Annotated in this window: 24 protein-coding genes and 1 pseudogene; 11 read left to right on the forward strand and 14 right to left on the reverse strand. The window is 66.7% G+C overall.

What is annotated here, in order from left to right:
• Window positions 1–27: 27 nt before the first annotated feature.
• The gene (locus BLU74_RS08310) at window positions 28–723 is read right to left on the reverse strand and encodes an FxLYD domain-containing protein (RefSeq protein ID WP_089766801.1); all 696 of its coding nucleotides are present in this window, start codon (window positions 721–723) and stop codon (window positions 28–30) included.
• Between the two features lie 83 nt (window positions 724–806).
• Between BLU74_RS08310 and BLU74_RS08315 the strand changes: the two genes are divergently transcribed.
• Together BLU74_RS08315 and BLU74_RS08320 are read left to right on the forward strand one after the other, a co-directional pair.
• A complete protein-coding gene (locus tag BLU74_RS08315; RefSeq protein WP_175454603.1) occupies window positions 807–1,718 on the forward strand; it encodes a DsbA family protein in 912 nt (303 codons plus the stop codon).
• Window positions 1,715–2,044 (forward strand): hypothetical protein, encoded by a 330-nt coding sequence (locus BLU74_RS08320; RefSeq protein ID WP_089766803.1) that lies wholly within the window; start codon window positions 1,715–1,717, stop codon window positions 2,042–2,044. The genes BLU74_RS08315 and BLU74_RS08320 overlap by 4 nt, the downstream gene beginning before the upstream one ends.
• 13 nt (window positions 2,045–2,057) lie before the next feature.
• On the opposite strand, the gene BLU74_RS08325 is transcribed toward BLU74_RS08320, so the two are convergent.
• Genes BLU74_RS08325 through BLU74_RS08345 form a run of 5 tightly spaced genes read right to left on the reverse strand, consistent with a single transcriptional unit; the run spans window position 2,058 to window position 5,667 of the window.
• Window positions 2,058–2,477: a hypothetical protein gene (locus BLU74_RS08325; RefSeq protein WP_089766804.1), complete on the reverse strand. Its 420-nt coding sequence runs from the start codon at window positions 2,475–2,477 to the stop codon at window positions 2,058–2,060.
• Window positions 2,478–2,525: 48 nt separating this feature from the next.
• Window positions 2,526–3,182 carry a nucleotidyltransferase family protein gene (locus BLU74_RS08330; protein ID WP_089766805.1) on the reverse strand — a complete coding sequence of 219 codons (657 nt, stop codon included), beginning with the start codon at window positions 3,180–3,182 and terminating at the stop codon, window positions 2,526–2,528.
• Window positions 3,175–3,624, reverse strand: a complete 450-nt coding sequence (locus tag BLU74_RS08335) for a VHS/ENTH/ANTH domain-containing protein (protein WP_139175688.1) — start codon at window positions 3,622–3,624, stop codon at window positions 3,175–3,177. Before BLU74_RS08335 ends, BLU74_RS08330 begins: the two co-directional genes overlap by 8 nt.
• Window positions 3,625–3,648: 24 nt before the next feature.
• Entirely contained in the window at window positions 3,649–4,710 is a 1,062-nt protein-coding gene (locus tag BLU74_RS08340; protein ID WP_089766807.1) for a thioredoxin domain-containing protein, read from the reverse strand.
• A gap of 12 nt (window positions 4,711–4,722) precedes the next feature.
• Window positions 4,723–5,667: a cytochrome b/b6 domain-containing protein gene (locus BLU74_RS08345; RefSeq protein ID WP_175454604.1), complete on the reverse strand. Its 945-nt coding sequence runs from the start codon at window positions 5,665–5,667 to the stop codon at window positions 4,723–4,725.
• Between the two features lie 160 nt (window positions 5,668–5,827).
• On the opposite strand from BLU74_RS08345, the gene BLU74_RS08350 reads away from it, so the two are divergent.
• From BLU74_RS08350 to BLU74_RS08365, 4 genes are all read left to right on the forward strand, one after another.
• Window positions 5,828–6,691: a VOC family protein gene (locus BLU74_RS08350; protein WP_089766809.1), complete on the forward strand. Its 864-nt coding sequence runs from the start codon at window positions 5,828–5,830 to the stop codon at window positions 6,689–6,691.
• A gap of 66 nt (window positions 6,692–6,757) precedes the next feature.
• On the forward strand, window positions 6,758–7,399 hold the full coding sequence (locus BLU74_RS08355; protein ID WP_089766810.1) for an RNA 2'-phosphotransferase: 642 nt from the start codon (window positions 6,758–6,760) through the stop codon (window positions 7,397–7,399).
• 151 nt (window positions 7,400–7,550) lie between these two features.
• On the forward strand, window positions 7,551–8,663 hold the full coding sequence (locus BLU74_RS08360) for an alcohol dehydrogenase catalytic domain-containing protein (RefSeq protein ID WP_089766811.1): 1,113 nt from the start codon (window positions 7,551–7,553) through the stop codon (window positions 8,661–8,663).
• A gap of 98 nt (window positions 8,664–8,761) precedes the next feature.
• A complete protein-coding gene (locus BLU74_RS08365; RefSeq protein WP_089766812.1) occupies window positions 8,762–10,249 on the forward strand; it encodes an aldehyde dehydrogenase family protein in 1,488 nt (495 codons plus the stop codon).
• A 5-nt stretch (window positions 10,250–10,254) separates the two neighbouring features.
• On the opposite strand, the gene BLU74_RS08370 is transcribed toward BLU74_RS08365, so the two are convergent.
• Complete coding sequence (locus BLU74_RS08370; RefSeq protein ID WP_089766813.1) at window positions 10,255–10,929, reverse strand: MBL fold metallo-hydrolase; 675 nt, start codon at window positions 10,927–10,929, stop codon at window positions 10,255–10,257.
• 207 nt (window positions 10,930–11,136) lie between these two features.
• Here BLU74_RS08370 and BLU74_RS08375 point away from each other — a divergent pair, with 207 nt between their 5' ends.
• Window positions 11,137–12,039, forward strand: coding sequence for an alpha/beta fold hydrolase (locus BLU74_RS08375; RefSeq protein WP_089766814.1), 903 nt, complete (start codon window positions 11,137–11,139; stop codon window positions 12,037–12,039).
• 34 nt (window positions 12,040–12,073) lie between these two features.
• Window positions 12,074–12,718 (forward strand): helix-turn-helix domain-containing protein, encoded by a 645-nt coding sequence (locus tag BLU74_RS08380; protein WP_089766815.1) that lies wholly within the window; start codon window positions 12,074–12,076, stop codon window positions 12,716–12,718.
• A 9-nt stretch (window positions 12,719–12,727) separates the two neighbouring features.
• Here BLU74_RS08380 and BLU74_RS08385 read toward each other — a convergent pair whose 3' ends face one another.
• The 3 genes from BLU74_RS08385 to BLU74_RS08395 form a co-directional block, all read right to left on the reverse strand.
• A complete protein-coding gene (locus BLU74_RS08385; protein ID WP_089766816.1) occupies window positions 12,728–13,084 on the reverse strand; it encodes a hypothetical protein in 357 nt (118 codons plus the stop codon).
• A gap of 87 nt (window positions 13,085–13,171) precedes the next feature.
• A complete protein-coding gene (locus BLU74_RS08390; RefSeq protein ID WP_089766817.1) occupies window positions 13,172–14,059 on the reverse strand; it encodes a ZIP family metal transporter in 888 nt (295 codons plus the stop codon).
• 68 nt (window positions 14,060–14,127) lie between these two features.
• A complete protein-coding gene (locus BLU74_RS08395) occupies window positions 14,128–14,850 on the reverse strand; it encodes an SDR family oxidoreductase (protein ID WP_089766845.1) in 723 nt (240 codons plus the stop codon).
• Between the two features lie 174 nt (window positions 14,851–15,024).
• Here BLU74_RS08395 and BLU74_RS08400 point away from each other — a divergent pair, with 174 nt between their 5' ends.
• From BLU74_RS08400 to cruF, 3 genes are read left to right on the forward strand one after another with little or no spacing between them, the layout of a single operon-like run.
• Window positions 15,025–16,509 carry a phytoene desaturase family protein gene (locus tag BLU74_RS08400; protein ID WP_245705768.1) on the forward strand — a complete coding sequence of 495 codons (1,485 nt, stop codon included), beginning with the start codon at window positions 15,025–15,027 and terminating at the stop codon, window positions 16,507–16,509.
• Window positions 16,510–16,518: 9 nt separating this feature from the next.
• Complete coding sequence (locus tag BLU74_RS08405; protein ID WP_089766819.1) at window positions 16,519–17,355, forward strand: prenyltransferase; 837 nt, start codon at window positions 16,519–16,521, stop codon at window positions 17,353–17,355.
• Window positions 17,348–18,238 carry a bisanhydrobacterioruberin hydratase gene (gene cruF, locus BLU74_RS08410; protein ID WP_089766820.1) on the forward strand — a complete coding sequence of 297 codons (891 nt, stop codon included), beginning with the start codon at window positions 17,348–17,350 and terminating at the stop codon, window positions 18,236–18,238. The genes BLU74_RS08405 and cruF overlap by 8 nt, the downstream gene beginning before the upstream one ends.
• Here the strand turns inward: cruF and BLU74_RS08415 are convergent.
• The 4 genes and pseudogenes from BLU74_RS08415 to BLU74_RS08430 all read right to left on the reverse strand — a co-directional run.
• Window positions 18,222–19,247, reverse strand: coding sequence for a phytoene/squalene synthase family protein (locus BLU74_RS08415; protein ID WP_089766821.1), 1,026 nt, complete (start codon window positions 19,245–19,247; stop codon window positions 18,222–18,224). The genes cruF and BLU74_RS08415 overlap by 17 nt on opposite strands.
• A 185-nt stretch (window positions 19,248–19,432) precedes the next feature.
• Window positions 19,433–19,597: an HVO_2523 family zinc finger protein gene (locus BLU74_RS18915; RefSeq protein WP_175454605.1), complete on the reverse strand. Its 165-nt coding sequence runs from the start codon at window positions 19,595–19,597 to the stop codon at window positions 19,433–19,435.
• Between the two features lie 98 nt (window positions 19,598–19,695).
• Window positions 19,696–22,854: an adenosylcobalamin-dependent ribonucleoside-diphosphate reductase gene (locus BLU74_RS08425; RefSeq protein WP_089766823.1), complete on the reverse strand. Its 3,159-nt coding sequence runs from the start codon at window positions 22,852–22,854 to the stop codon at window positions 19,696–19,698.
• Between the two features lie 461 nt (window positions 22,855–23,315).
• A pseudogene (locus BLU74_RS08430) lies at window positions 23,316–23,619 on the reverse strand (IS6 family transposase); the annotation flags it as partial.

Here is a 23,619-nt window from a genome sequence, read left to right on the forward strand (position 1 = left end):
TCACGTCGTTGCACTCCCAGCCGAGCGCTATGCGCGAGCGGCGACGATCGATATCTCGAAGCGCGCGAACTCCTGTGCCAGACTCGGGACGTCGCCGAGGGTCCGGAACTCGATCCGCACGCTGTAGGAGCCGTCCGGTTGGATCGTTCGACTGGGCCGGACCGTCCGCGCGCCGATGACAGACCCGTTGGCGTTGTAGAAGGTCGCCACGACGCGATCGACGACCAGCGGCTCGCCGCGAGTGTTGGTGATTTCTCCCACGACGTCCACCTGTGATTGGGCCTCCCGAGCCACGCTGGCGTTCTCGACGGTGAGCCCCGGGACGACCTCTCCGCCGCGGTCATAAGAGAGCGCGACCTCGTATCGGTCGGCCTCACCGCTGGATCGCATATGGACGTCGAACGGGGCTCGGTCGCCCGCTTCGAGCGTCTCTCGCAACGCGGCCTGGGTCACCTGGCCGATCTGGGTGCCGTTCCGGTAGAACGTGACGGTGACAGTGACGTTCGTGATCGAGGTGTCGAACCCGTTGACCACCTCCCCGACGACGGTGGGCCGCCCCGAGCGATCGAGGTGGATGGTCGTTCCTCTGACGAGCGGCTCCGTCGCAGTCGTTTCCGGCCCGTCCTGTCCCGACCCGAGCGCGAACTGGGCGCCGGTCAGTCCGCCGTACACGGCCACGCCGACGATGAGCATCACCGTGAAGACCACGCGATAGTCCGTCATCACGCGCCCCCGGGGATTGAGACACGACGATGCCGCCCCGAGCGACGGTGGATTCTTTGTCTTCCCCGCCGAGGCGAGTACTGATGCCCACGTCGCTCGACGTCCACTGTTTCTTCGATCCCCTGGACCCGCGGGGCTGGGGGAGCGAACCGGCGGTCCGGTGGCTCCGCGCTGCACACCCCGACGCCACGTGGCAGTACCACGCCGTCCCGCTGCTCGACTCCTGGGATCGCTACGACGGCCCCGAGTTTCCGGCCGGCCGGGAATCGGCCGCCGCGGTCTGCGCTCGCGTGAGTGAGGACAGCGGGATGCCGATCGACGAGTTCCTGTGGTTCGAGGACGCGCCGTCGACGTCCCACCCCGCCTGCCGCGCCGTCGCAGCGGCGTTCGGCACCGGGACGGACGCCGGTCGTCGCCTGCTCCGGGCCGCCCGCGAGTCGACCTTCATCCGCCGGACGAACCTCGACAGCCCCGAGGCCGTCCGGGCGCTCGCCGACGCGGTCGACGGCGTCGATTCGGACGCGGTCGCGACCGCTGTTTCGGCGTCCACAGCGACGATCGAAGACCCACCGTTCGAGCCGACCGCCGTCGCTGGCGTCGAGGCCGCGGGCGACCGCCCGAAGCTTCCGGCGCTCGTCCTCGATGGGCCAGACGGCCGTCGCGGGTTCTCGGGACTGCTCGACGTCGCCCAACTGCGCCACGTGCTGCAGACGGTCGGGGTCCCGGCGAACACGCCCGAGTGGACCGTCGACGACGCCATCACGACCTTCTCCGCGGAGGGATGGATCGCGCTCGCCGAACTGACCGCACTCGCCGGGTGCTCCGACGACGACGCGGCGGTGGCCGCCCGCGATTCTGCCGACGTGGTGGAGCGGGAGTTCGCCGCTGAACCGTTCTTCCGGGCGGACGAGTTCGTCGACGAGGCGGAGCCGATCGAAGACGACGACTCCGCGGCCGCGTCGAACAGCAGTACGGCGGCCGGTTCGTCCCGATGAGCGAACCGCTCCGGGTCTTCGACCTCCGCGGCGTCTACGTCTTCCGGTACGAGGGGTCGGTCCCGCCGGCCCTCGAGAGCGCCTACAACGAGGTCGAAGACCGATACGAGGTGAGCCAACGCGAGGACCTCGACGCGCTGCCGATGCCGTACGAACTCGTCGAAGACCCCGACGACTTCCGCGTTCGATTCCGCGGTGACCCCCCCGCAGAGGTGCTGGAATCGGCGGTCTTCGTTGCGGACGGACCGATGGCGACAACCGTTCTCTGCCCGGACAGCGACGCTCGCGAGCGAGCGGTCGCGGCTGGGGGCGACCGCGTCGACTGACGGGGGACACGTCTTAGGCCAGCGTATCGGCGAGGAATCCACCCGCGTAGCCGAACACCGTCCACGAGATCGTCAGCATCGCCAGGACCGCCAGCGTGACCGACCACAGGGTGACGCCGATGTTCGAGGTGATGAACGCGGGCCAGGCGCCGACGAGTCCCGTCAGGAGGACGAGCAGCGTGACTGTCAACGAGCCGAACACGCCGGCGACGGCCCCGTTGACGGACCGATCGGTCGCGTCGACCGAGAGCCGGCCCGCGACGACACCGGCGATCAACGGCCACCCGACGAGGAGCGCGAGGAATCCGACGACTCCCCCGAGCCCCAGTCCGAAGAGGTGGAGCAGGCCGAGTAGTGCGAGTACTCCCCCGCCCACGACGTCCGCCGACGCCGGGAGCGACCGCGGTGCTGTCTGTGTGGTATCTGTTGTCATAAATCAGGATAGATGGACCGACAGCATAAACGTACCGCCGGGGCGGCGCTACGGGACGGGCTCGTATCGTTTGACGGCCTCCCAGTACTCCTCGGGCGTGTCGATGTCGACGAAGATGCGGTCGTCCTCGACCGGCACGTCGCGAGTGTCTGTCGTCTCGTCGTAGACGACGGCCCGTGCCCCCTCGTCGGGGGGCGCGTCGAGCAGGTCCGCAAACACCGACGCTGAGAACAGCGGCGGGTGTCCTCGGCCGCCGTCGACCGCTGGGTGCACGACGTCGGCGTTGCGGTGCTCCCCATCGAAGGAGTCGATCAGGCGCTCGACGACCGACTGCGGCACGAGCGGATAGTCGACCGGCGTGAGCAGCAGTCCGTCGGCGTCGGCCTCGCGGGCGACCTCGACGCCGCAGCGCACCGAGGAGAGCATCCCGTCCTCGTAGTCGGGATTCAGTACGACGGTCGCGCCGGAGAGGTCGGCTCGGCGGCCGACTTCGTCGGCCTCGTGACCCAACACGACGACGACGCGGTCGACGCCCGCCGCGCGGTAGGTCTCGACGAGTCGTTCGACGAACCGCTGGCCGTCGAAAGTGAGAAGGGGCTTCGGGAACCCGCCCATCCGGGTCGATTCCCCCGCTGCGGTGATCAGCCCGACGAGTTCGGTCGTCGGGGCGGAGCCGCCACCGGACTCACTCCGGCGGTCAGACATCCTCGACGGCGCCGCCGCTCCCACCGTCGGCCGAGCGTTCGAGGTGGTCGGTCAACTCGTCGAGGAAGAAGAATTTCATCACGACCGACTGGAACACCGACATCCCGTTCATATTGTCCACCTGCTGGGAGGTGATCCGGTCCTGTTCGCCGAGCAGTCGCAGCGCGTTCCGCGCCTCCTCGACTTCGGGTTCGAGTCGCTGGATGAACTCCTCGTATGCCTCCGTGTCGAGGTCCTCGTGGACCTCCGGCACGGCTGCAGCGGCCGCATAGCCCGCTTCGAGGCCCTCCTCGAAGTCGGTGACGAACTCGCGGATCTGATCGGTGCTCGATTGAACGCCCTCGCGGCCGACGCCCTGACCGGCGAAGGAGATGAGGAATTCGTAGGCTGTTTCCATTCGATCGATTGCGTCTCGGAGGTCGGTTACAGGTGTGTCTGACATACGCGTAGGTTCGTCGGGTCGGTGTTAGTCGGTTTGGTTCGACAGCGTCCACGCGCCACTGTCGGTCGATTCGACGACGCCGTCCGCACGCTGTGATCGCAACTCCAGTCGGACCGTCTCCGCATCTAGATCCGCACACGCGGCCACCTCGGCGGTGAACGCCTCTCCGAGGGCTGTGAGGATCGTTCGGATCTTCTCTCCGTAGGGTTCGGTGCTGAGATGTTCGGCCGTCCGGTCGGGGATCGAGTAGGCCGTCATCACCTTCCGTCCGTACAGTTGGGACTCCCAATCGAGGTCACCGAGATCGGGATCGTAGCGGTGGAGCACGTCGAGGAACTCGTCGAATCCGGTCCGTGGATCGACGACGACCGTGCGGTCGCCGGCGTAGATCCGGACGAGCGGCGGCCGGGGGACAGCCGACGCCGACCCCGCAAGCGACCGCTGGGCAGCGGGCGCTGACGGCGCGTCGGCGTCGTCGTGCTCGGCGGAGTCGTCGCCGCCGTCTGCCGGGTCGGCGGCTCCCCCGTCGTCGGACAACCGCGCTCCCAGTTCGTCCGCTTCCGGGTCACCCCGTACCTCGTGCGCGTGCAGCGTCTCGAACAGGGCCCGGCCGCGCTCGATGTCTCGGCCCACGGCCGCCGTGGCGCGCCGTGAGCCGACAGCGTCGCGGACGACGTCGCCCGCAACGCCCACGGACTCCGCGAGAGCGGCGAGTGTGTCGGCACTGGTCGGCGGCTCGCCCTCGGCGAACGTCCGTGCCGAGAGCCGATCCAGGTACCGCCGCGCCGCCTCCGGCTGACTCGAACGGACCGCGACGAGTGCCTCGCAGGCCGGCCACGACGATGGGACCCCCTCGGCGAAGAGGTCCGCAGCGACGGGAAGGTCCGCCGCCGCACCCGCTTGCGTTGCGGCCGTGCGGAACGAGTCGGCGGCCTCGCCTTCGAGGCGCGTCTCGACGGCGGCCACCGGCCTGACGGTCCACGGCAGCTCAGAGAAGGTGTAGCCGATTCGCGACAGCAGCGGCCGAAACCGCCAGACGCCGGGCGCGAACGGGTCACAGAACAGTTCCGCACGGAGATCCGACATCGAGAGGGACGCTCAGTCGTCCTCCGGCTCGGGCTCGCCGCCGTCGGTCGCCTCCACGGCGCCGACGTTCCAGCTTCGCGGGTCGTACTTCTCGGCGTACTCGGCCGCGGTGACCTTGCCGGTGATCATACTCTTGGTGATGGCCCACTCGTTCGGCCGGAGCGCGAAGTAGATGTGCCCCATCACGAGCGCGAGGATCCCGATGGCGAAGAAGTCGTGGAAGACGAAACTCCAGGCGACGAGCCCCGGCGCGTCGGCGGTTCCGAGTCCGAACTGGACCCCGAGGAACGAGAACTCCCGCGTCGCACTCCAGATGGGCTCCATACTCACGCGTCGCCAGAGGACGAACCCCGTCGCGACGACGCCCAGCGTTGCCCCGGTGACCCCCCAGTGAAGCAGTTTCTGTGCGCTGGGGTACTCGAACTGCCGCGGGTATTCGTCGGTCCGTCCGAGGAGGTTCTTGAACCGGACCCAGAGGTCGTTCAGTTCCTTCCTGCCGATCCACATCTTGTCCCACGTCCCCTTGTAGGCGACGTGTGCGAGGTGAAACACCACGTAGGCGACTAACACGACCGCCGAGATGATGTGGATAGTGAGCCACGACAGCCCCGGAATCGCCTTCACGGTGACTTCGGTGTTCATGATGATGAACCCCGAGAGCATCAGTGCGAAGACGGCGATGGCCATCACCCAGTGTGACGCCCGCTGGGCGAACGAGAACCGAGAGATCTCCTCTTTCCCTTGCGCCTTGAGCGATTCCTCGACCTCCTGTTTCGACGGTTCGTCCCCGTTGTCGGTGTGGTCCGTCGGGTTCCACAGTTCCCGGAGCACGTAGTGGACGAGGAACGTCAGAGTCGCGACGAACGCCAAGATCAGCAGCGTATCCCAGCGCAGCCCGACGATTACCTCGCTTCCGGAACGCTGAGCGTATCGGAAGATCTCGATCCCGTATGGCATACGCTTACACGCAACGGGATTCATTATAAAAGTATGGTATAGATTCCCTAACCGTCCGCCTGGCTGCCACGCCGCCCGTCGATTTTGGGGGGAGACAGTGACGGGCGTCTGCCCGCTCGCCGGGAGAACCTACATCAGGGCGAACAGCCAACGGAGGGTGATGACCGACGAGCAGGATCCGACGCGACTCCCACCGGACACCTCACTGAATCGAATTGCCCTCCGCGTGCAGGACCTCGACGAGATGACCCGGTTCTATCGACAGGTCGTCGGCCTCGACGTGGTGGCGCGCGGGGACTCGCAGACCGTGCTCGGCGTCGGCGACGAACCGTTGCTGGTGCTGCTCCGCGACGGCGACGCGCCGCCCCGCCAGCGCACGCAGGCGGGCCTGTTCCACACCGCGTTCAGAGTCCCGTCGCGAGCAGCCCTCGGGAGCGCACTTAGCCGCGTCCGCGACCAGTGGCGCCTCGAGGGGGCGTCCGACCACGACGTCAGCGAGGCGCTCTACCTCTCAGATCCGGAGGACAACGGGGTCGAACTCTACTGCGACCGCCCACGTGAGGCGTGGCCGCGCTCCGCGGACGGCACGGTGGAGATGGGAACCCGTCCGCTCGATCTCGACGCTGTCGCGGCCGCCGCAGCCGAGGCGGAGATGGTCCCGGCGAGGGCGGTCCCGGCGGGGACGGCGATCGGACACGTCCACCTCGAGACGACGTCGCTCCCGGCCGCGCGGTCGTTCTACGTGGACACGCTCGGCTTCGGCGTCCAGGTCGACGACCGGGGCGCGCTCTTTCTCGCCGCCGGGGATTACCACCACCACGTCGGTCTCAACACCTGGAATCGCCGGAGTGAACCCGCGGGAGGACGCGGCCTCGCGTGGGTCGAGATTGCCGTTCCGGACGGGGACCTCCTCACCACCATCCGCAGCCGACTCACTGAGGCGGGTGTCGGCTGCCGCGACGTCGAGGATGGGCTCGCGTTCGAGGACCCAGATGGCGTCGACATCCGAGTTCGGGCCGAGTAGCCGGGGGCACAAGCGACTCCGGGTACCGAGTCGCACTTGTGCATCCCGCTTCTGTTTCCGGACGAGATGCGAGGCGTCCGCCGGTGTGACACTCACGGCTTCTTCGCCGCCGAGATCTGTCCGAACTGCGGGGACCCCGGAGACCCTGTCCTGTCGGGCGACCAGCGCGGGACGCTCTCGCGGTTTCTCAGCTACGCCCTCCGCCACGATCCAGACGACGCCGGCATCGAAGTGACCGGCGCGGGGTGGGCGGAGGTCGAGGCTGTCGCCGCGGCCGTTTCCGAGCAGTACGACTGGGCCGACGAGACGGGCGTGGATGGCGTCGTCGCCGCCGATCCGAAGGGTCGATTCGAGGTCGACGGAGGGCGAATCCGGGCGGCGTACGGTCACTCGATCGACGTCTCGCTCGGACCGACCGATCGCCCGGTCCCGGACACGTTGTATCACGGCACTGACCCGGACGCCCTCCCGCAGATCCGCCGGCAGGGCCTGCGCCCGATGACCCGTCAACTGGTCCACCTCTCCGGTACCGAAGCGGCCGCGCTCGACGTGGGTCGCCGACACGCCGCCGACCCCGCGCTGCTGGTGATCGATGCCGCCGGGATGCTGACCGAGGGACGGACGATCACGAAACGGGGCGGAGACGTGTACACGACCGAACGAGTACCGCCCGCGTTCATCACTCGGGCGGGTGAAGCCGCCGAGTAGGCTCCTGCCCGAAGACCGCCAGACGGGCCCGTTGCGCTCCCGCCATCCCCAGAACCATTCGTGCCGACGGGGCGCGCTCGACGGTTGACTCGATGTGGAGTGAACTGATCGATAATTACACTTATTTCAATCGCTCTCGGGGGTTGACACGATGTCACGAACTGTCAGTGCCGCGATCGTCGAAGAAGCGGGAGCGGACGGTTTCACAGTGAAAGACGTCGAACTCGACGATCCGAAAGCGGGCGAGGTACGCATCGACATCGAGTACGCCGGGGCGTGTCACACGGATTGGCACCTCGTCGAGGGTGCTGTCCACGATAACTTCCCGGTCGTCGCGGGTCACGAGGGCGCCGGACGGGTCGTCGAGGTCGGCCCGGGCGTCACCGACTTCGAACCCGGTGACCGGGTGCTCACGCTGTGGGTCCCGGCGTGCGGCAAGTGCGAACTGTGCGTGCAAGGGCACCAACACCTCTGTTCGGAAGGTAGCGAAGCGCTCTACGCGGGCACACTCCTGGACGAGACGTGTCGCGTCCACGACGGCGAGACAGACCTGGCCCAACTCTTCTCCCTCGGGACGTTCGCCGAGGAGATCGTCGTCCCCGAATCGGAGGTGTACGCCATCCCGGACGAGTTGCCGACGGACGTCGCTTCGATCATCGGGTGCGGCGTCGTGACCGGCTACGGGTCCGCCGCGCACCGCGCCGACATCGATCCGAACGACTCCGTGGTCGTCGTCGGTGCGGGGAACGTGGGACTGAACGCCATCCAGGGGGCGAACCACGCTGGCGCGGGGACGGTGATCGCCAGCGATCCGGTCGAGATGAAGCGCGAGAAGGCCCTCCAGTTCGGTGCGGATCACGTGGTCAACCCCGAGGAAACGGACCTCGAGGCAGCCGTGAGCGACATCGATCCGCTCGGCGCGGACACGATCGTCCTCTCGGTGGGGGTCGCGAGCGGCGACCTCATCGCCGACCTGATTCCGGTGCTGGCCCCGCGCGGCGAACTCATCTTCACGGCGGGATCGGACGCGGAGCGCATTCCGATCTCACCGTCGCAACTGCTCAACGACGAACGGGAGATCAAGGGCTGTCTCTACGGCGGGGCCAGCCCCCGACAGACGACGGGTGAAGTCATCGATCGGTACCTCGACGGTGACTACCTCCTCGACGAACTCATCACCCAGGAGTACCGCCTCGACGAGATCGACGAGGCGTACGAGAACCTCCTCGGCGGCGAAGATGTCCACAGCGTGCTGAAGCTCTGACCGCCCGACGGCAGGCGTCGCCCGATCGGACGACGCCGCGGAGAACGGTATTGTCCGCGAAGTCAACAGCTAAGTAGATGCTGTCGATTTTTCGTGATATGACGATGACAGCCGAAACCGGCGAGTGGTCGCAGCAGTACATCGACGGCGAGTGGGTCGACGCCGCAGACGGTGACACGATCACCGTCACCGACCCTTCCACACGCGAACCGCTGTACGAGGTCCCGGCGGCGACAGCGGCCGACGTCGATGCGGCGTACAGGGCCGCCGCGAACGCCCAAGCGGAGTGGGCGAATGCCGCGCCGGCGCGCCGACAAGAGGTCGTCATGAAGGCGATGCACTCCCTGCAGGAGCGCTTCGACGAGACGGTCCAGCATCTCGTCTCAGAGGGCGGGTCCTCGATGGCGAAGGCGAACATCGAGACCGAAAACACGGTCGCGACGCTCGGCGAGGCGACGACGTTCCCCGCCCGGATGAAAGGTGAGCACTCGGACTCGAACATCCCGGGCAAGGAGAACATCGTCGAGCGGAAGCCCGAGGGGATCATCTCGATCATCACGCCGTGGAACTTCCCGCTCGTGCTCACGATGCGGGCCGTCGCGCCGGCCATCGCGATGGGCAACTCGGTCGTGCTCAAGCCCTCCTCGGAGACGCCGGTGACCGGCGGACTCCTGGTCGCGGAGTTGTTCGAAGACGTCGGCCTCCCGGACGGCGTTCTCAACGTCGTCACCGGGAAGGGTTCCGACGTCGGTGACGCGGTCGCGGGCCACCCGGACGCCGACGTGGTGGCGTTCACTGGCTCGACGGAGGTCGGCCGCGAGGTCGCCGCGATGGCGGGGCGGAACCTCGCTGCGCCCGCGATGGAACTCGGCGGCAACAACGCCCACATCGTCACGGCCGACGCCGACGTCCAGGAGGCCGCCGAGGCCGGTGCGTTCGGTTCGTTCATCCACTCCGGGCAGATCTGCATCTCGATCAACCGCCACATCGTCCACGAGGACGTCTACGACGAGTACGTCGAGACGCTCGCGGCCTACGCCGAAGGCGTTCCGACCGGGAGCGTTCACGACCCCGAGACCATCGTCGGGCCGATCGTCAACGAGAGTCAGCGCGACAAGATCCGGGGCTACATCGAGGACACGATCGACGCCGGTGCGACACTCGTGACCGGGAACGAGGTCCACGAGGTCGACGGCGTCGAGGACTCGCTCGTCCTCGAACCGACCGTCCTCTCGGACGTCACGAACGAGATGCCGACCGCGTGCAACGAGCACTTCGGGCCGGTCGCCCCGGTGATCAAAGCCAGCGACGTCGACGAGGCGGTCGAGATCGCGAACGACACCGACTACGGGCTCTCGGGGAGCGTCTACGCGGGCGACACTGGCCGGGGTCGCGAGATCGCCAAGCGCGTCGAGACCGGGATGATTCACGTCAACGATCAGCCGATCAACGAGGAGCCACACGTGCCCTTCGGCGGCGTCGGCGCCTCCGGCGTCGGTCAGTACAACGCCGACGAGGTGCTCCACGAATTCACCCGAGCGAAGTGGGTGAGCGTGCAGCACGAGAAACGCGACTACGGCTTCTGAATCGGTCAGTTCTCCCCGCTTGCGACCGATTCGATCGCTTCGGTTCCAGCGTCGACGCCGCCGCCGTGAAAGCAGAACGTGCGATCGACTGCGAGCCCAGCCAGTTTCGCGACGCTCTCAGCGGCCGTCTCCAGGTCCGGTGTCGCGTCCTCGCGCGGGCCGACGAGTTCGCCGTCCGCGACGTTGAGTGCGTCCGCAGCGAGCAACAGCCCCTGATTCGGGAGGACGAACGACGTGTGGCCGGGGGTGTGACCGGGAGTATGGACGGCGGTCAGCGGCCCGGCCTCGGTCGCGAACGTCTCGCCGCCCGTCAGCCGGACGTCGACCGTCGCGGGATCGAGCCCCCCGTCTTCACCGCCCTTGATCGGCGGTTCCTCGCCCTCCAGCACGGGCGCGTCCGCCTCGTGTGCGAACACGACAGCGTCGGTGGCCTCGACAACTGCGGCCAGACACCCGGCGTGATCGAGGTCCTGATGCGTCAGTGCGACGGCCCACACGTCCTCGAGTGCGAGCCCCTCCGCGGTGAGTCCCTCGCGGAGGGTGTCGAGGCCCCCCGGTAGTCCGACGTCTAAGAGGAGCAGCCCGTTCGGGGTCTCGACCGCGACGGGTCTGATCGCGAGTTCCCGCCCGGCGAAGGCGACAGCCAGTTCCAGCCCGTACACGCCCGCTGTCAGTTCCATACTCGATGTCGGACGGCAGCACCTGTCAAACAGTGAGTACCGGCGAATGCTTCTGGAACCCGGGCCACCGGTAGCCGTGGTGGCCGTGGGTGCCGGTGTGGTACTCTCCGCACACCGGACGCTCACCCGTAATCTGGCAATTATATAAAAGACCGGACTGATGCGGCGGTAGTCACTCCCCGCTTCGCCGCGTGGTTTCAGGTACCGATGTCACCGAAGCCCGCTGCGGCCGGCGACCTCCGAACCGTCCCCATCGCCGACGGCGCCCGCGAACTGGCGTACGCCGAATACGGCGACCCCGCCGGCGCGCCAGTCGTCTTCCTCCACGGGACGCCGGGGTCGCGTCGTCTGGGCGGCCTCCTCGATAGCGCTGCCGCCGATCACGGCGTCCGTTTGATTGCCCCCGATCGCCCCGGATACGGGAGCTCCGATCCGTGGCCGAACCGCAGTATCGCCGACACCGCAGCCACGGTGTTCCGGGTGCTGGACGATGCTGACGTCCAAACCGCCGGCATCATCGCCTTCTCGGGCGGCGCGCCGTACGCCCTGACGGCCGCCGCCGAGCGCCCGTCGCGGCTCACCCGGGTCGATGTCGTCTCCGGGACCGTGCCGCCCGCGATTCGAGAGTCGACCCCCGCCGTCCAGCGCCTCCTCTTCGGGATGGCGTCGACGGCACCGTCGGTTCTCCGGGGTGTGCTCCGCGGTCAGGCCTGGCTCGCCGCGCGTCTCGATCCCTCGTTCGTCACGGCACAGTACACCGCAGACGACCGCCAGACGCCTGTTCCCTCCGACGTCGCAGAGACGGTCCGCACAGATTTCCGGACGGCCCTCCGCGACGGGGCGGCGGGCACAGTCACCGAACTCCGCCACGCCGCGAGCGAGTGGGCGGTTCCGTCCCTCGACGGCGACGTCGACATCCGGATTCGGCACGGCACCCGCGACGGCAACGTCCCGATCGAGGACGCTCGCCGCTTCGCCTCAGACCTCCCTGCGCGGTTCGAGACCGAAGCGAACGCAGATCACCTGGGGACGCTCCGCCGGAGCGCGCCGGCGCTCCTCGCCGAGCATCGGCGTCGCGATCCCTCACCGGCGCTCGAACACGGTGATTGATGTGTGGGCCCGGCCAACCACGATCGAACGCGGAATGAAACGGGTCCAGTTCTCGATCACGTACCCCGAGCGGTTGCGGCATCCGATCCACCGCGAGATCGTCGGTGACGGATCGATATCGCAGGCCGAGTTGTTGATGTGGAGCCCGACTGCGGACGCGACGACCCTCTTCCGCTTCGACGGTGAGCCGGCAGCGACCGAGGCGGTGCTCACGGCGATCGACTCGCTGACAACGAGTGCCCTCGTCGCTGATGGCAAGGGGACCTACGCCTTCCTCAGACAGGACGCCTACGAGTTCGCCGAGTCGATCCTCGACGCCATCGCCGAGGCAGCCGTGATCTTCGTCCCGCCGGTCGTATTCGAAGCGCGTGGGACGGTCCAGTTCGAAGCCGTCGGCGAGACGGCAGCCGTCGGAGACTTCCACGACACGCTCTCCGAACTCGGTGACATCGAAATCCGCCACGTCCACGACTTCGAGCGGGTCCGCTCGCCCAGCGGCCTCACCGACCGCCAACTGGCGGCGCTGGAAGCCGCCGTCGACGCTGGCTACTACGCGGTCCCGCGCCAGGGCACCCTGGCCGACGTCGCCGCCACCCTCGATTGCGCGACGAGCACTGCGGGCGAACTCGTCCGTAAAGCCGAGGCGGCGGTGGTGCGTCGGTACGTCACGACGCAGTGACGCCGGGCGTCATCTGGCCGCAAACACCCAAGAGAGCACTGCGACAAACAGCCCAGCACACCCGGCGACGACGACAGAAGGAAACACGGCGCCGTCCAGGATGATCCACGCGAGCGTGAACCCGACGACGACGGCACCGATGAAACCGAAGAGCGCAGCGGAGCGCCGCCGGCCTATGGTGTCCCCGGTAGCGATCCAGTAGAGTCCCCCTGCGGCGACCACGGCGGTGGCGTCGATACCGTATCGAAGGCCGGCGGCGGGTGCGAGCGCGACCTGGTCCTGGAGCAGTTCCGCCACGACGACGGCACCCATCACTCCGGCCGCGAGACTGATCACCAAGGTGAGCGAGAGCGAGCGACTGTTCATACCGGAGCGAGGCACCGATCCGGGAAAGGATTGCCGACCAATGTGACGACTGCGAGGGGGTGTCCTGGTAGCATACGCCGCCGTCGATCAGGCGATGACGAGCCACGCCAACAGCACCACGAGTCCGCCGATCGAGGTCGACGCGACGGCGTGGACTCGGAGCCGATCCAGCAGTTCGTGCGCGTCGCCGGAGGTCGACAGCAGACTGTGGATCTCACTCCCGAGTTCACAGCGCGGGAGGAAGTCCATCGCGACATGGAGGAACACGCCCGCGGCGAACCCGAAGACCAGCCCTCGGACGAGCCCCGACGCGGGAAGCGCGATCATCGACGAGAGCAGGCCGGCGATGCCCACGCCCGTCGCGGGCAACAGCAGAATCGACGGGTCGCGGCCGTTGTTCGTGAGTCGGCGCGCAGCGGCGTAGCCTGCCGGCCCCTTGTGGGAGACGATCGCGAGGCCGAGCAGCGCGCCAAGTTCGGGCATATTCCCGTAGATGATTCCGATGATGGCCCCCGCGGAGAACGCGTGCGCGGTCAGTTCCGCGACGGTGCGATCCATCGGGAGGTCCATATGCGACAGTCGGTGCCCGACCGTGTGCGAGGCGAAGCCGGCGAGCAGTCCGAACGCCACGCCGAACCCACCCCACTGGGGGTGCTGGCCGATCGCCTGCGGGACCAGAAACACGGCGGCGCTCGTCACCATCGCCCCGGCAGCGAGTCCGTACCCCCACACGAGTGCGCCCGCGCTCTCGGTCCCGGTTCGAGCACCCAGCGGGACACCCAGTGCCATCGCGAGGAACGCCACCCACGAGATGCCGACCAGTTTCCCGGCGCTCGTCGTTCCGGTGACGACGGCGACGACCGACAGCAGGGCTAACACCACGGTCGCGAGGAGCCCGACCCGCGAGAGCCGACCTAGAATATGAATATTCTCCTCTTCGTTAATAACGCTCACATTGCTAATACGACTATCCATTTTAATAAGCTTATCGGAGCGTCGCTCGGGTGAGTGCCGCAGACGGAGCTCACCCCTTCGACAGCCGACTACCGCGAGCGCGTCGCCGTCTTCCAGCGGCGGAGATCGACCCGCTCGCCGTCGATCTCCTCGCTGTCTGCCTCGCTCGCGGCCCAGACGAACATCGGCGCAATGTCTTCGGTCGCACGGCCGCCCGGGGCGCTGAGATCAGTGTCGACCAGCCCCGGATCGACCACCGCCGCGGTCTGCGGAGCGTCGACGGCGAACTGTCGAACCAGCGCCTCCGCGCCGGCCTTCGAGACCGCGTACGCCCCCATTCCTTCCCGGGCCTCGACGGCGATCGACCCCGATGGAACGAGGACGCGGCCGTGCTCCGCCAGCCGACCGGCCGCCTCCTTCAGCGTCACGAACACCCCGCGGAGGTTCGTCGCCATCGTCTCGTCGAAGCGATCGTACGGTTCCGAGTGAATCGGCGCCTCGCCCGACGTGCTGTGCTTGACGCCCGCGTTGGCGACGACGACGTCGATGGTGTCGCTGGTACCGACGCCGGCGGCGACGTCCATCACGGTCTCGACCTCACTCGCATCTCGGACGTCCGCGCTGACTCCCTCGACTGTCGCATCGCCTTCGGCGGCCTCGCTATTTGTTCGCGCCGCGGCGACAGCGTCGTCCAGTGCCTCGACGTCACGCGCACAGCCCACCACTGCGGCCCCACGGGCGGCGAACGCCCGTAACAGGGTCCGACCGATGCCACGACTCGCGCCCGTCACGACCACCGTCGCGTCTGTCAGTTCCATACCCGTTGCAGGGGGCGAACCCGGGTAAAGATTCTCGCCGGTCGCACCCGCAACACGGGCGCTTCTCGATCGGGTGCGACCTGAAAAACGGTTGTCTACGTGACCCCCTCGGTCAGTCGATTTATCAGTACCACGCCCTTCCGTCAGCATATGAAGACTCCTCCGGAACTGGATTCGCTCGCCGGCGCGGACGTGGTCGTGATCGGCGGCGGCTTCGGTGGCCTCTCGACCGCGTGCTACCTGGCCGATGCGGGGGCCGACGTGACGCTCTTAGAGAAAAACGAGCAGTTGGGCGGTCGCGCGAGTCGGCTAGAGGTCGACGGCTTCCGGTTCGATATGGGCCCGTCGTGGTATCTGATGCCCGACGTCTTCGAGCGCTTCTTCGCGTACTTCGATCACGAACCCGCGGACTACTACGACCTCACGCGGCTGGATCCGCACTACCGGATCTTCTTCAAGGACGGCGACCGCGTCGACATGGTTCCCGACCTCGAACAGAACCGCGCGGTGTTCGAGTCCTACGAACCCGGTGCCGGCGAACAGTTCGACCGCTACCTGGAGAAATCGAGAGAGAACTACGAGGTCGGAATGGAGCACTTCGTCTACGAGGACCGCTCGTCGCTGTCGGACTTCCTCGACTGGAACGTCGCGAAGAACGCCCGGGGCCTCTCGCTCATCGGTTCGATGCAGGATCACGTCGAGCAGTACTTCGAACACCCGAAACTCCAGCAGATTATGCAGTACACGCTGGTCTTCCTCGGTGGTGCGCCGAACAACACGCCCGCGCTCTACAACCTGATGAGTCACGTCGATTTCAATATGGGCGTCTACTACCCCGAGAACGGTCTCGGGGGCGTCGTCGACGGCATCGTCGAACTCGGCGAGGAACTCGGGATCGATTTCCAGACAGCGGCCCCGGTCTCGGAGATCAAGGGCCGTCAGGGGGCTTTCGCGGTTCGCACCGAAGACGGTCGGGAGTGGTTCCCCGACTACGTCGTCAGCGACGCCGACTACCGCCACACCGAGATGGAACTCCTTGACGAGCAAAAGCGGCAGTACGATGCGGACTACTGGGATTCGCGGACGTACGCGCCGTCGGCGTTCCTACTCTATCTCGGCGTGGAGGGCGACGTCGACCCGCTGGAGCACCACACGCTCGTCTTACCCACAGATTGGGACGAGCACTTCGAGCGCATCTTCGACAACCCCGAGTGGCCCGAGGATCCGGCGTACTACCTCTGTGTCCCCTCCGAGACCGACGACAGCGTCGCCCCCGAGGGCCACTCGAACCTCTTCGCGCTCGTGCCGATCGCGGCCGGCATCGAGGACACGCCCGAGATCCGCGAGGAGTTCCGAGACCTCGTCTTAGACGACATTGCCGAGAACACTGGCGTCGAACTTCGGGACCGGATCGTCGTCGAGGAGTCCTTCTGTGTCTCGGACTTCGCTGAGCGGTACAATTCCACGCAGGGGACCGCGCTGGGCCTCGCCCACACCCTCCGGCAGACCGCGTTGTTCCGCCCGCCGCACCGGTCGTCGGCCGTCGACGGCCTCTACTTCACCGGCGCGTTCACCACGCCCGGGATCGGGGTGCCGATGTGCCTGATCAGCGGCGAACTCACCGCCGAGTCGATGGCCGAACAGGCCGGGTGAGCCGTGTCGATGCTGGGGCGACTCCGCTATCTGTTCACGCTGTCACGGCCGCGGTTCTGGCTCTATTTGGCCGGGCCGATCGTCGTCGGCGTCGCCTTCGGGGTCGAATCGCAGAGCGGGCTCTTCACGCCGGTGACGATCGGGCTGTTCGCGTATTTCCTCCTCCCGGCGAACGTGTTCCTCTACGGCATCAACGACGTCTTCGACGCTGATGTCGATACGGGGAACCCGAAGAAAGAGACGAAAGAAGCGAAATGGCGCGGTGATCCGATCGTGGCCGCCGTCGTCGCGGTGGCGACGCTCTTGGGCGCGTTCACCTTCGTCGCGACGCCGCGCCTCGCGTGGCCGTACCTCGCGGGATTCTTCCTGCTCGGATTCCAGTACTCGGCCCCCCCGCTGCGGTTCAAGACGACGCCGTTCCTGGATTCGCTCTCGAACGGGCTCTACGTTCTCCCGGGGGCGGCCGCGTACGCGACCGTCGCGGGATCACACCCGCCGGCGGCGGCACTCGCCGGCGCGTGGCTCTGGGCGATGGGGATGCATACGTTCTCGGCGATTCCCGACATCGAACCGGACCGCGAGGCCGGGATCCGCACGACGGCGACGTTCCTCGGCGAGCGGAGGACGCTCGGCTACTGTCTCGCCTGCTGGCTCGCTGCCGCGGCAGTCTTCGGCCTCGTCGACCCCCGGATGGGGGCGGTCCTCGTCGCCTACCCGGTCCTCGTCTTCGCGATCCGGTTCGCCGGCGTCGACGTGCGTCGCGCCTACTGGTGGTACCCGGCACTCAACACCGCGGTCGGAACGCTCCTGACGCTCGGTGCGCTCTGGAGGCTCCTGTATGGCTGAAGGCGATTCCGGCGGGTCGGCTGTGGGGCGCTCACTCCTCGCGGCTCTCCCGCGGACCCGCGAGGGGTGGGAAGCGCGTCTCGAGCGACTCGTGCGCGAGAACCGTTTCACCATCTCGGTGTTCTTCCCGCTGAACGGGATCGTACTCCTCCTGGCGAGTGCCGAGGGCATCCTCCCTGAACCGCTGGCGTTCAACGGGCTGTTGATCCTCCTCGGGACGGCCGTGATGCGCTCACCGCTCATCGTAGGCGTCCTCCCGATCACTGGCCGGCGGGCCGCCGCGGGCGTCGGCGCGCTGACCCTGTACGCATACGGCATCGAGTACCTGGGCGTCCACACCGGCGTTCCGTACGGCGAGTTCTACTACGGCGTCGACCTCGGGCCGATTCTCGCGGGCGTCCCGCTGGGCCTCCCGATCTTCTTTATCCCGCTGGTGATGAACTCGTATCTGCTCTGTCTGCTTCTCTTGGGGGAACGCGCCGCCCGCACAGGGGTCCGGCTGGCTGCCGTGATCGCCGCCGTGCTGACGATGGACCTCGTCCTCGATCCCGGGGCCGTCGCGCTGGGGTTCTGGGTGTACCCCGGTGGCGGTGCGTTCTACGGCGTCCCGCTCTCGAACTACGCGGGCTGGATCGTCTCGGCGACCGTCGCCGTCCTCGCGCTGGACTGGGGGTACGACCGTCGAGCCCTCGTGCGTCGACTCGACCGCTGTGAGTTCCTCCTCGACGACCTGGTCTCCTTTGTCATCCTCTGGGGCGGCATCAACGCGTGGTTCGGCAACTGGCTCCCGGTCGCGCTCGCGGCGCTGTTCGGATTCGGACTGCTCAGAACGGACCGGTTCGATACGCCGACCGCAGCACGCTTCCTCACTCGCTTCCGGTGAAACTCCGGAGCCACCCCGAAACGCGACCGACGCGCCGGAACGCCCCCAGCGAGCGGCCTCTCGTGGGACCCGAGTGTCCCGGATCCTGCGTCCGCTCGCCGTCCTCGGGGTACGGGACGACGCTGACGCGGCGGAACACGGCGACGGGGTCGCGTTCGAGCGCCCAGAACAGCCGCGTTTTCGCGAGCAGGTAGAGTTTCCGCGGCGTCGACAGCGACGGCGTCACCGCGAGGACGTCGCAGTCGCGGCGGCGGATCTCGCGGTGGTGGTCGGCGTAGAGGACCGCCGCCAGCAGGACGGCGAACTGACAGTCCTCCGGGAGGTAGTGAATCCCGGCGACCCCTTTCCGGTACAACGACTCGGCTCGTTCCAGCTCCGTCTCCATCGCGGCCCGGAAGTTCTCGTCGTACTCGAAGTTCAGCACCTGCGCTTCGCTGACGCCGTGCTCGCGAAGCGTCTCCTGCGGCAGGTAGATTCGGTCGCGGTCGACGACGTCCTCGCGGACGTCGCGGAGGAAGTTCGAGAGCTGGAACGCCTCGCCGAGCGCCGTCGCGTGGGGGAGCGCCAGTTCGGGCTGCTCGGGCTCCATAATCTCGGTCATCATCCGGCCGACGGCGGCCGCCGACCCGTCCATATACGCCTCTAGCTCCTCGTACGTCTCGTAGCGATCGGTGTCGATGTCGGCGGCCATCGCGTCGATGAAGACGTTCACGTCCGAGTCGGCGATGTCGTACGCCTCGACCAACTCGGCGAACGCCGAGAGGACCGGATCGTCCGTGTCTTCCTCACCGAGGGCCTGCCGACGGAGTTCTTCGAGCCGTCGACGCTGCTCTGGTGGCGGTGCAGTATCGGCGGCGTCGACGACTTCGTCTGCCAGGCGGAAGAAGGCGTACAGCACGTACGTCGCGTGCCGGACCCGTTCGGGGAGGACGCGGGTCGCTAAGTGGAACGTCTTTCCGGTCTGCCGCTGGATCGCCTTACTCCGTCGAATCTGTTCTTGTTCGACCATCGTTACGTACCACGGTTCAGGGCGTCTCGTCGCGATTCCGTCCGGCCACGCATCTGTCATCTGATGTACGGACTGAATTCATATAACGCTTCGTGCCGATGTGACACCGCGACGACGCTCCGTCGAGCGATCGGCCACCAGAGTGATATACCCGGTTTCGGCGGTTCGGCAGATTCCGTGTCAGATCACCAAAACGTGTCGCTGCAGTCGTAGACGACGCCGTGCTCGGGGCAGACGTACTTGCAGTGCCGGCGGGCCATCGATCGCTCACAGAACGGGCAGGGTCGGCCCGGCGGCGACTCGACGCCGCGGTCGGTGTCGTCGTTCGGTGATTTGCCCGGGTCGCTCACGAGTCGAGTGGCGGTCCCGGCGGGCAAGAAAGTTCGCGTTCGAGCGCTATCGGCCCGAGCGATTGCCGATCGAAGGCCGCGGTGTCTGAATCAGCGATTCAGCACTCGGACCAGCCGCAGGACTCGCAGGTCTTGCAGCCTTCGGAGAAGTACAGCGACATACTGCCGCACTCGGGGCACTCGGGACTCTCCCCAGCGGCGAGCAGGTCGTCGGTGGCGTCGTCGCCGCCCACGCTCGGCGCGTTTTCGAGGTCTGCGCTCTCGCCCACGTCGACGTCGTCGACGTCCACGGTGGCCCCTCCGTCGGTCTCACGACCGGGGACGGTGGGCTCCTCGGTGGAATCCGCCTCGGAGAGTTCGGTCAGGTTCTGCTGTTGCGGGTAGCCCTTGTCGATCTCTCCGTCGAGATACCGGCGCATCGCCGTGCCGATCGCGTCCGGGATGGAGTTGATCTGTTCGCCCTTGTCCCAGGCGACCTTCGGGCTCCGGATGCCCTGGAGTTCGCTCGCGATCTCCTCGGGGTCCACGCCGGAGCGCAGCGCCGTCGAGATGGTCTTCGCGAGCGCCTCGGTGAAGGAGGCGGTGAACCCGCCGGAGTTGCCGATGTTCGCGAAGAGTTCGAACGGCTGACCACGGTCGTCCTCGTTGATGTTGACGTAGAGTTTGCCGTAGCCCGTGTCGATGCGCTGGGTCACGCCGTGGAGGACGTCCGGCCGCGGGCGCTTCTTGCCGAGGTCCGTCTGGCCGTCGGCCGCCGAGAGGAGGCGATCGACCTCCGCGTCGATGGCGGCCCGGACGTCGTCGTTCTCGAGGAAGCCTTCGAGTCCGCCGAAGACCTCCTCGATCTGCTCGATGAGGGCCTCCGCGGCCTCGCTCTCGTCGGCGAATTCGGTGTTCTGTGCGCGCGTCGTGAGCACCTGTTTCGAGCGCGTGCCGTCGCGGTAGACGGTCACGCCTTTTCCGCCGTTGCGGTAGATGTAGCGGTACACCTCGTCCATGTCCTCCTTGCTCGCGGTGTTCGGGAAGTTACAGGTCTTCGAGATGGCGGAGTCGACGCCCTCTTGGGTGGCACACTGCACCGCGGCGTGCTGTTTGCCCGAGAGGTCGCCGGTGACGACGAACAGTTCCGAGATCGCGTCCGGCACCGTCGAGAGCGAGGAGACGCCGTCGAACTCGTTCGCAGCCATCTGCTCTTGGGCCTCTTTCTTCACCGCCTCGACGTCGATGTCGTTGGCCTCCAGCGTCCGGAGGAAGTAGTCGTCGAACTCGACGAGCATCTCGTCGCCCTGGACGTCGTCGGAGACGTTCTTGTAGTAGGCGACGTTGTAGATCGGCTCGATTCCGCCGGTGGTGTTGCCGACCATCGACGTCGTGCCGGTCGGCGCGACCGTCGTCGTGTTGTGGTTGCGGATCGGGAAGCCCTCCTCCCACTCGTCGGCGTCGAGGCCGACGTAGTGCTCGAACCACTCCGCGTACTCGGTCGGGTTCGCGTACTTCGAGTCCGCCCACTCGTTGAACGATCCACGGGTCTTCGCGAGTTCGTGGCTCGTCTGCTTGGACTCGTGGTTGATGTGAGTCATCACCTGTCGGGCGACCTCGTTGCCCGCCTCGGTGCCGTACTGGATGCCGAGCTGTATGTACAGTTGGGCCAGCCCCATCACGCCGAGTCCGATCTTCCGCATGTTTCGGACCTTCTCTTCGATTTCGGGCACCGGGAAGTCCGACATCGTGACGACGTTCTCGAGGAACCGCGTTCCGCGGTCGATCCGGTAGTCGAACTCCTCCCAGTCGATCGCCTCCGAGAGGAAGCCGTCGACGGCGTCGGCGAACTCGTCGTACTCGTCGCCGTGGGCGTCGTACCAGACGCGCCAGTCGGGGGCGTCGAAGTCGACCAGCGTCGAGAGATTGATGTGGCCGAGGTTACACGCTTCGTACTCCTCGAGTGGCTGCTCCCCGCAGGGGTTCGTCGCGAGGATCCGGTGGTCGGGGTGCTCGTCGACGTCGAACGAGTGCAGTTTGTTGACGCGCTCGAGGTAGATGACGCCGGGTTCGCCGTTCTCGTGTGCACCGTCGACGATGTGGTCCCACAGTGCTTCTGCGGGAACGGAGAGTTCCTCGCCCACCTCGACGTAGTCGCCGAGGCCGAACATCTCGTACAGTTCCTCGGTCTCGGGCGTGGCGACGTGCGGTTCGCCGGTCCGGGGGTTGGTGAAGGTGAACTCCTCGCCCTCGAACAGCGCGTCCATAAACTCGTCCGTGATGCCCACGGAGATGTTGAAATTCGAGAGGTGGCCCTCCACCGCGTTCCGGAGGTGCTTGGGGACGCGCCCCTCCTCGTCGATGAGTTCGCGCGCTTCCTCGAGTGCGTCTTTGAACGAATTGTGCGTGAAGTCGTCGGGGTCGTTCAGACGCAAGGTGTGCGCCAGCGAGACGTCCTTGTTCTTCGCGTGAATGAACTGGATGACGTCGGGGTGGCTGACTCGCATCACACCCATCTGGGCGCCGCGGCGTGCGCCCCCCTGTGCGATCGTCTCGCACAGTTGGTCGTAGGTCCGCATAAACGTGATCGGGCCGGAGGCGATGCCACCGGTCGACCCGACGGGGTCGCCGTACGGGCGGAGCCGCCAGAACGCGTAGCCCATCCCACCGCCGGACTGGAAGACCTGTGCGGCTTCCTTAGCGGTCTGGTGGATGTCGTCGATGTCGTCGGCCGGCGAGTCGACGAAACACGCCGACAGCTGCTGCAGTTCGTCGCCGGCGTTCATCAGCGTCGGTGAGTTCGGCATGAACGACAGCGAATCCATCAGCGATTCGAACTCCTCGCGTCGCTCGACGACGGACTCGCGGATCTCCGCGGGGAGTTCGGGGACGACGGTGTCGTAGGCGAACTTGTTGACGTTGTAGATCGACAGCGTGGTTTCGGCGTCCGCGTCGGCGGTGACACCCTTGCCGAAGACCTCCTCGGCGAGTTCGTCTCGACGCGGGTGGTCCGGCTTGAGTTGCTCTGGCGTGACGGTGATGTCGGTCCCCTGCTCTTCGGCCTCGTAGACGGCTTCCGCGAGGGCGACGTTCTTCGCCACGCGCGGGAACAGGTCCTCCTGCGACTCGATCGGGTTCCCCTCGGCGTCCTTCCGGAGATACCGCGCCGGCAGAATGTTGTGGTAGGCGTTCGCGGTCAGTCTGTCTTCGAGCGCCTCACCGTCGGTCCGCTTGATGGGGAGTTCCAGATCGGTTACGCTCTCGGGATGGTTGCTCATCTACTGTTCCTCCTGCCCTGTGGCGTTGCACCGGGCGATTTCGAGTCGGCTGACTGGCTCAGTTCCGGTCATTTGTAACGATGTGTTGGTGTGGGGCGGGTCGGTTAAGGCTTCGGTATCCGGAGACGCGAATAGCTATCACATTTCGCACCTTATGCGCGGCCCCCCGTGACACGCATCGGACGTGACGGACCCACGTTCGTCCCAGTGAGTTATCAAGGTTGGTAGACCGTAGTGAAAGTGAAATTCTGTCGTCGGATACCGTCGCTGTCGTCCGATATCCAACTGAACTGAGGGGGCGTCACCTTCGCTTGGTTCCACGGCGTCACAACGATCTCGTAGTGAGCGCCGCAGCTGAGACGCGCAAGCCACCGGCACAACCGGCCGAAACAGTCACCTTTAGTATCTATCTCTCGCGCCCCCGTTTGGGCGGGCGATTTGGCGGTCCAGTGGGGTCGTGTTTAGTTTGGAGCATTGAGCCAGGCGGCAAATGCTTGGAGCCAATTTTCGGCGGTTTGCGGCTCAACGTGGCTGAAACAGTTCGAGAACGACGAGGTGCGACGCTTGAGTTCTCGAAAGATTCGCTCGATGGCATTCCGATTTCCATTCCGTTCGGTTTGAAATCGGAGTGAAGCTCTGGCCAGCGCAGTTTGGAGGTGTTGAGCGCCATCGACCAGAAACACTGCGGATTCGACATCGTGTTTCTCGCGCAGTTCACGGAGAAAGATCTCGGTCAATGCGGTCGTCGTCGTTGAAAACAGCCGC

Source organism: Halobellus clavatus (assembly GCF_900107195.1).
Taxonomy (GTDB): Archaea; Halobacteriota; Halobacteria; order Halobacteriales; family Haloferacaceae; genus Haloquadratum; species Haloquadratum clavatum.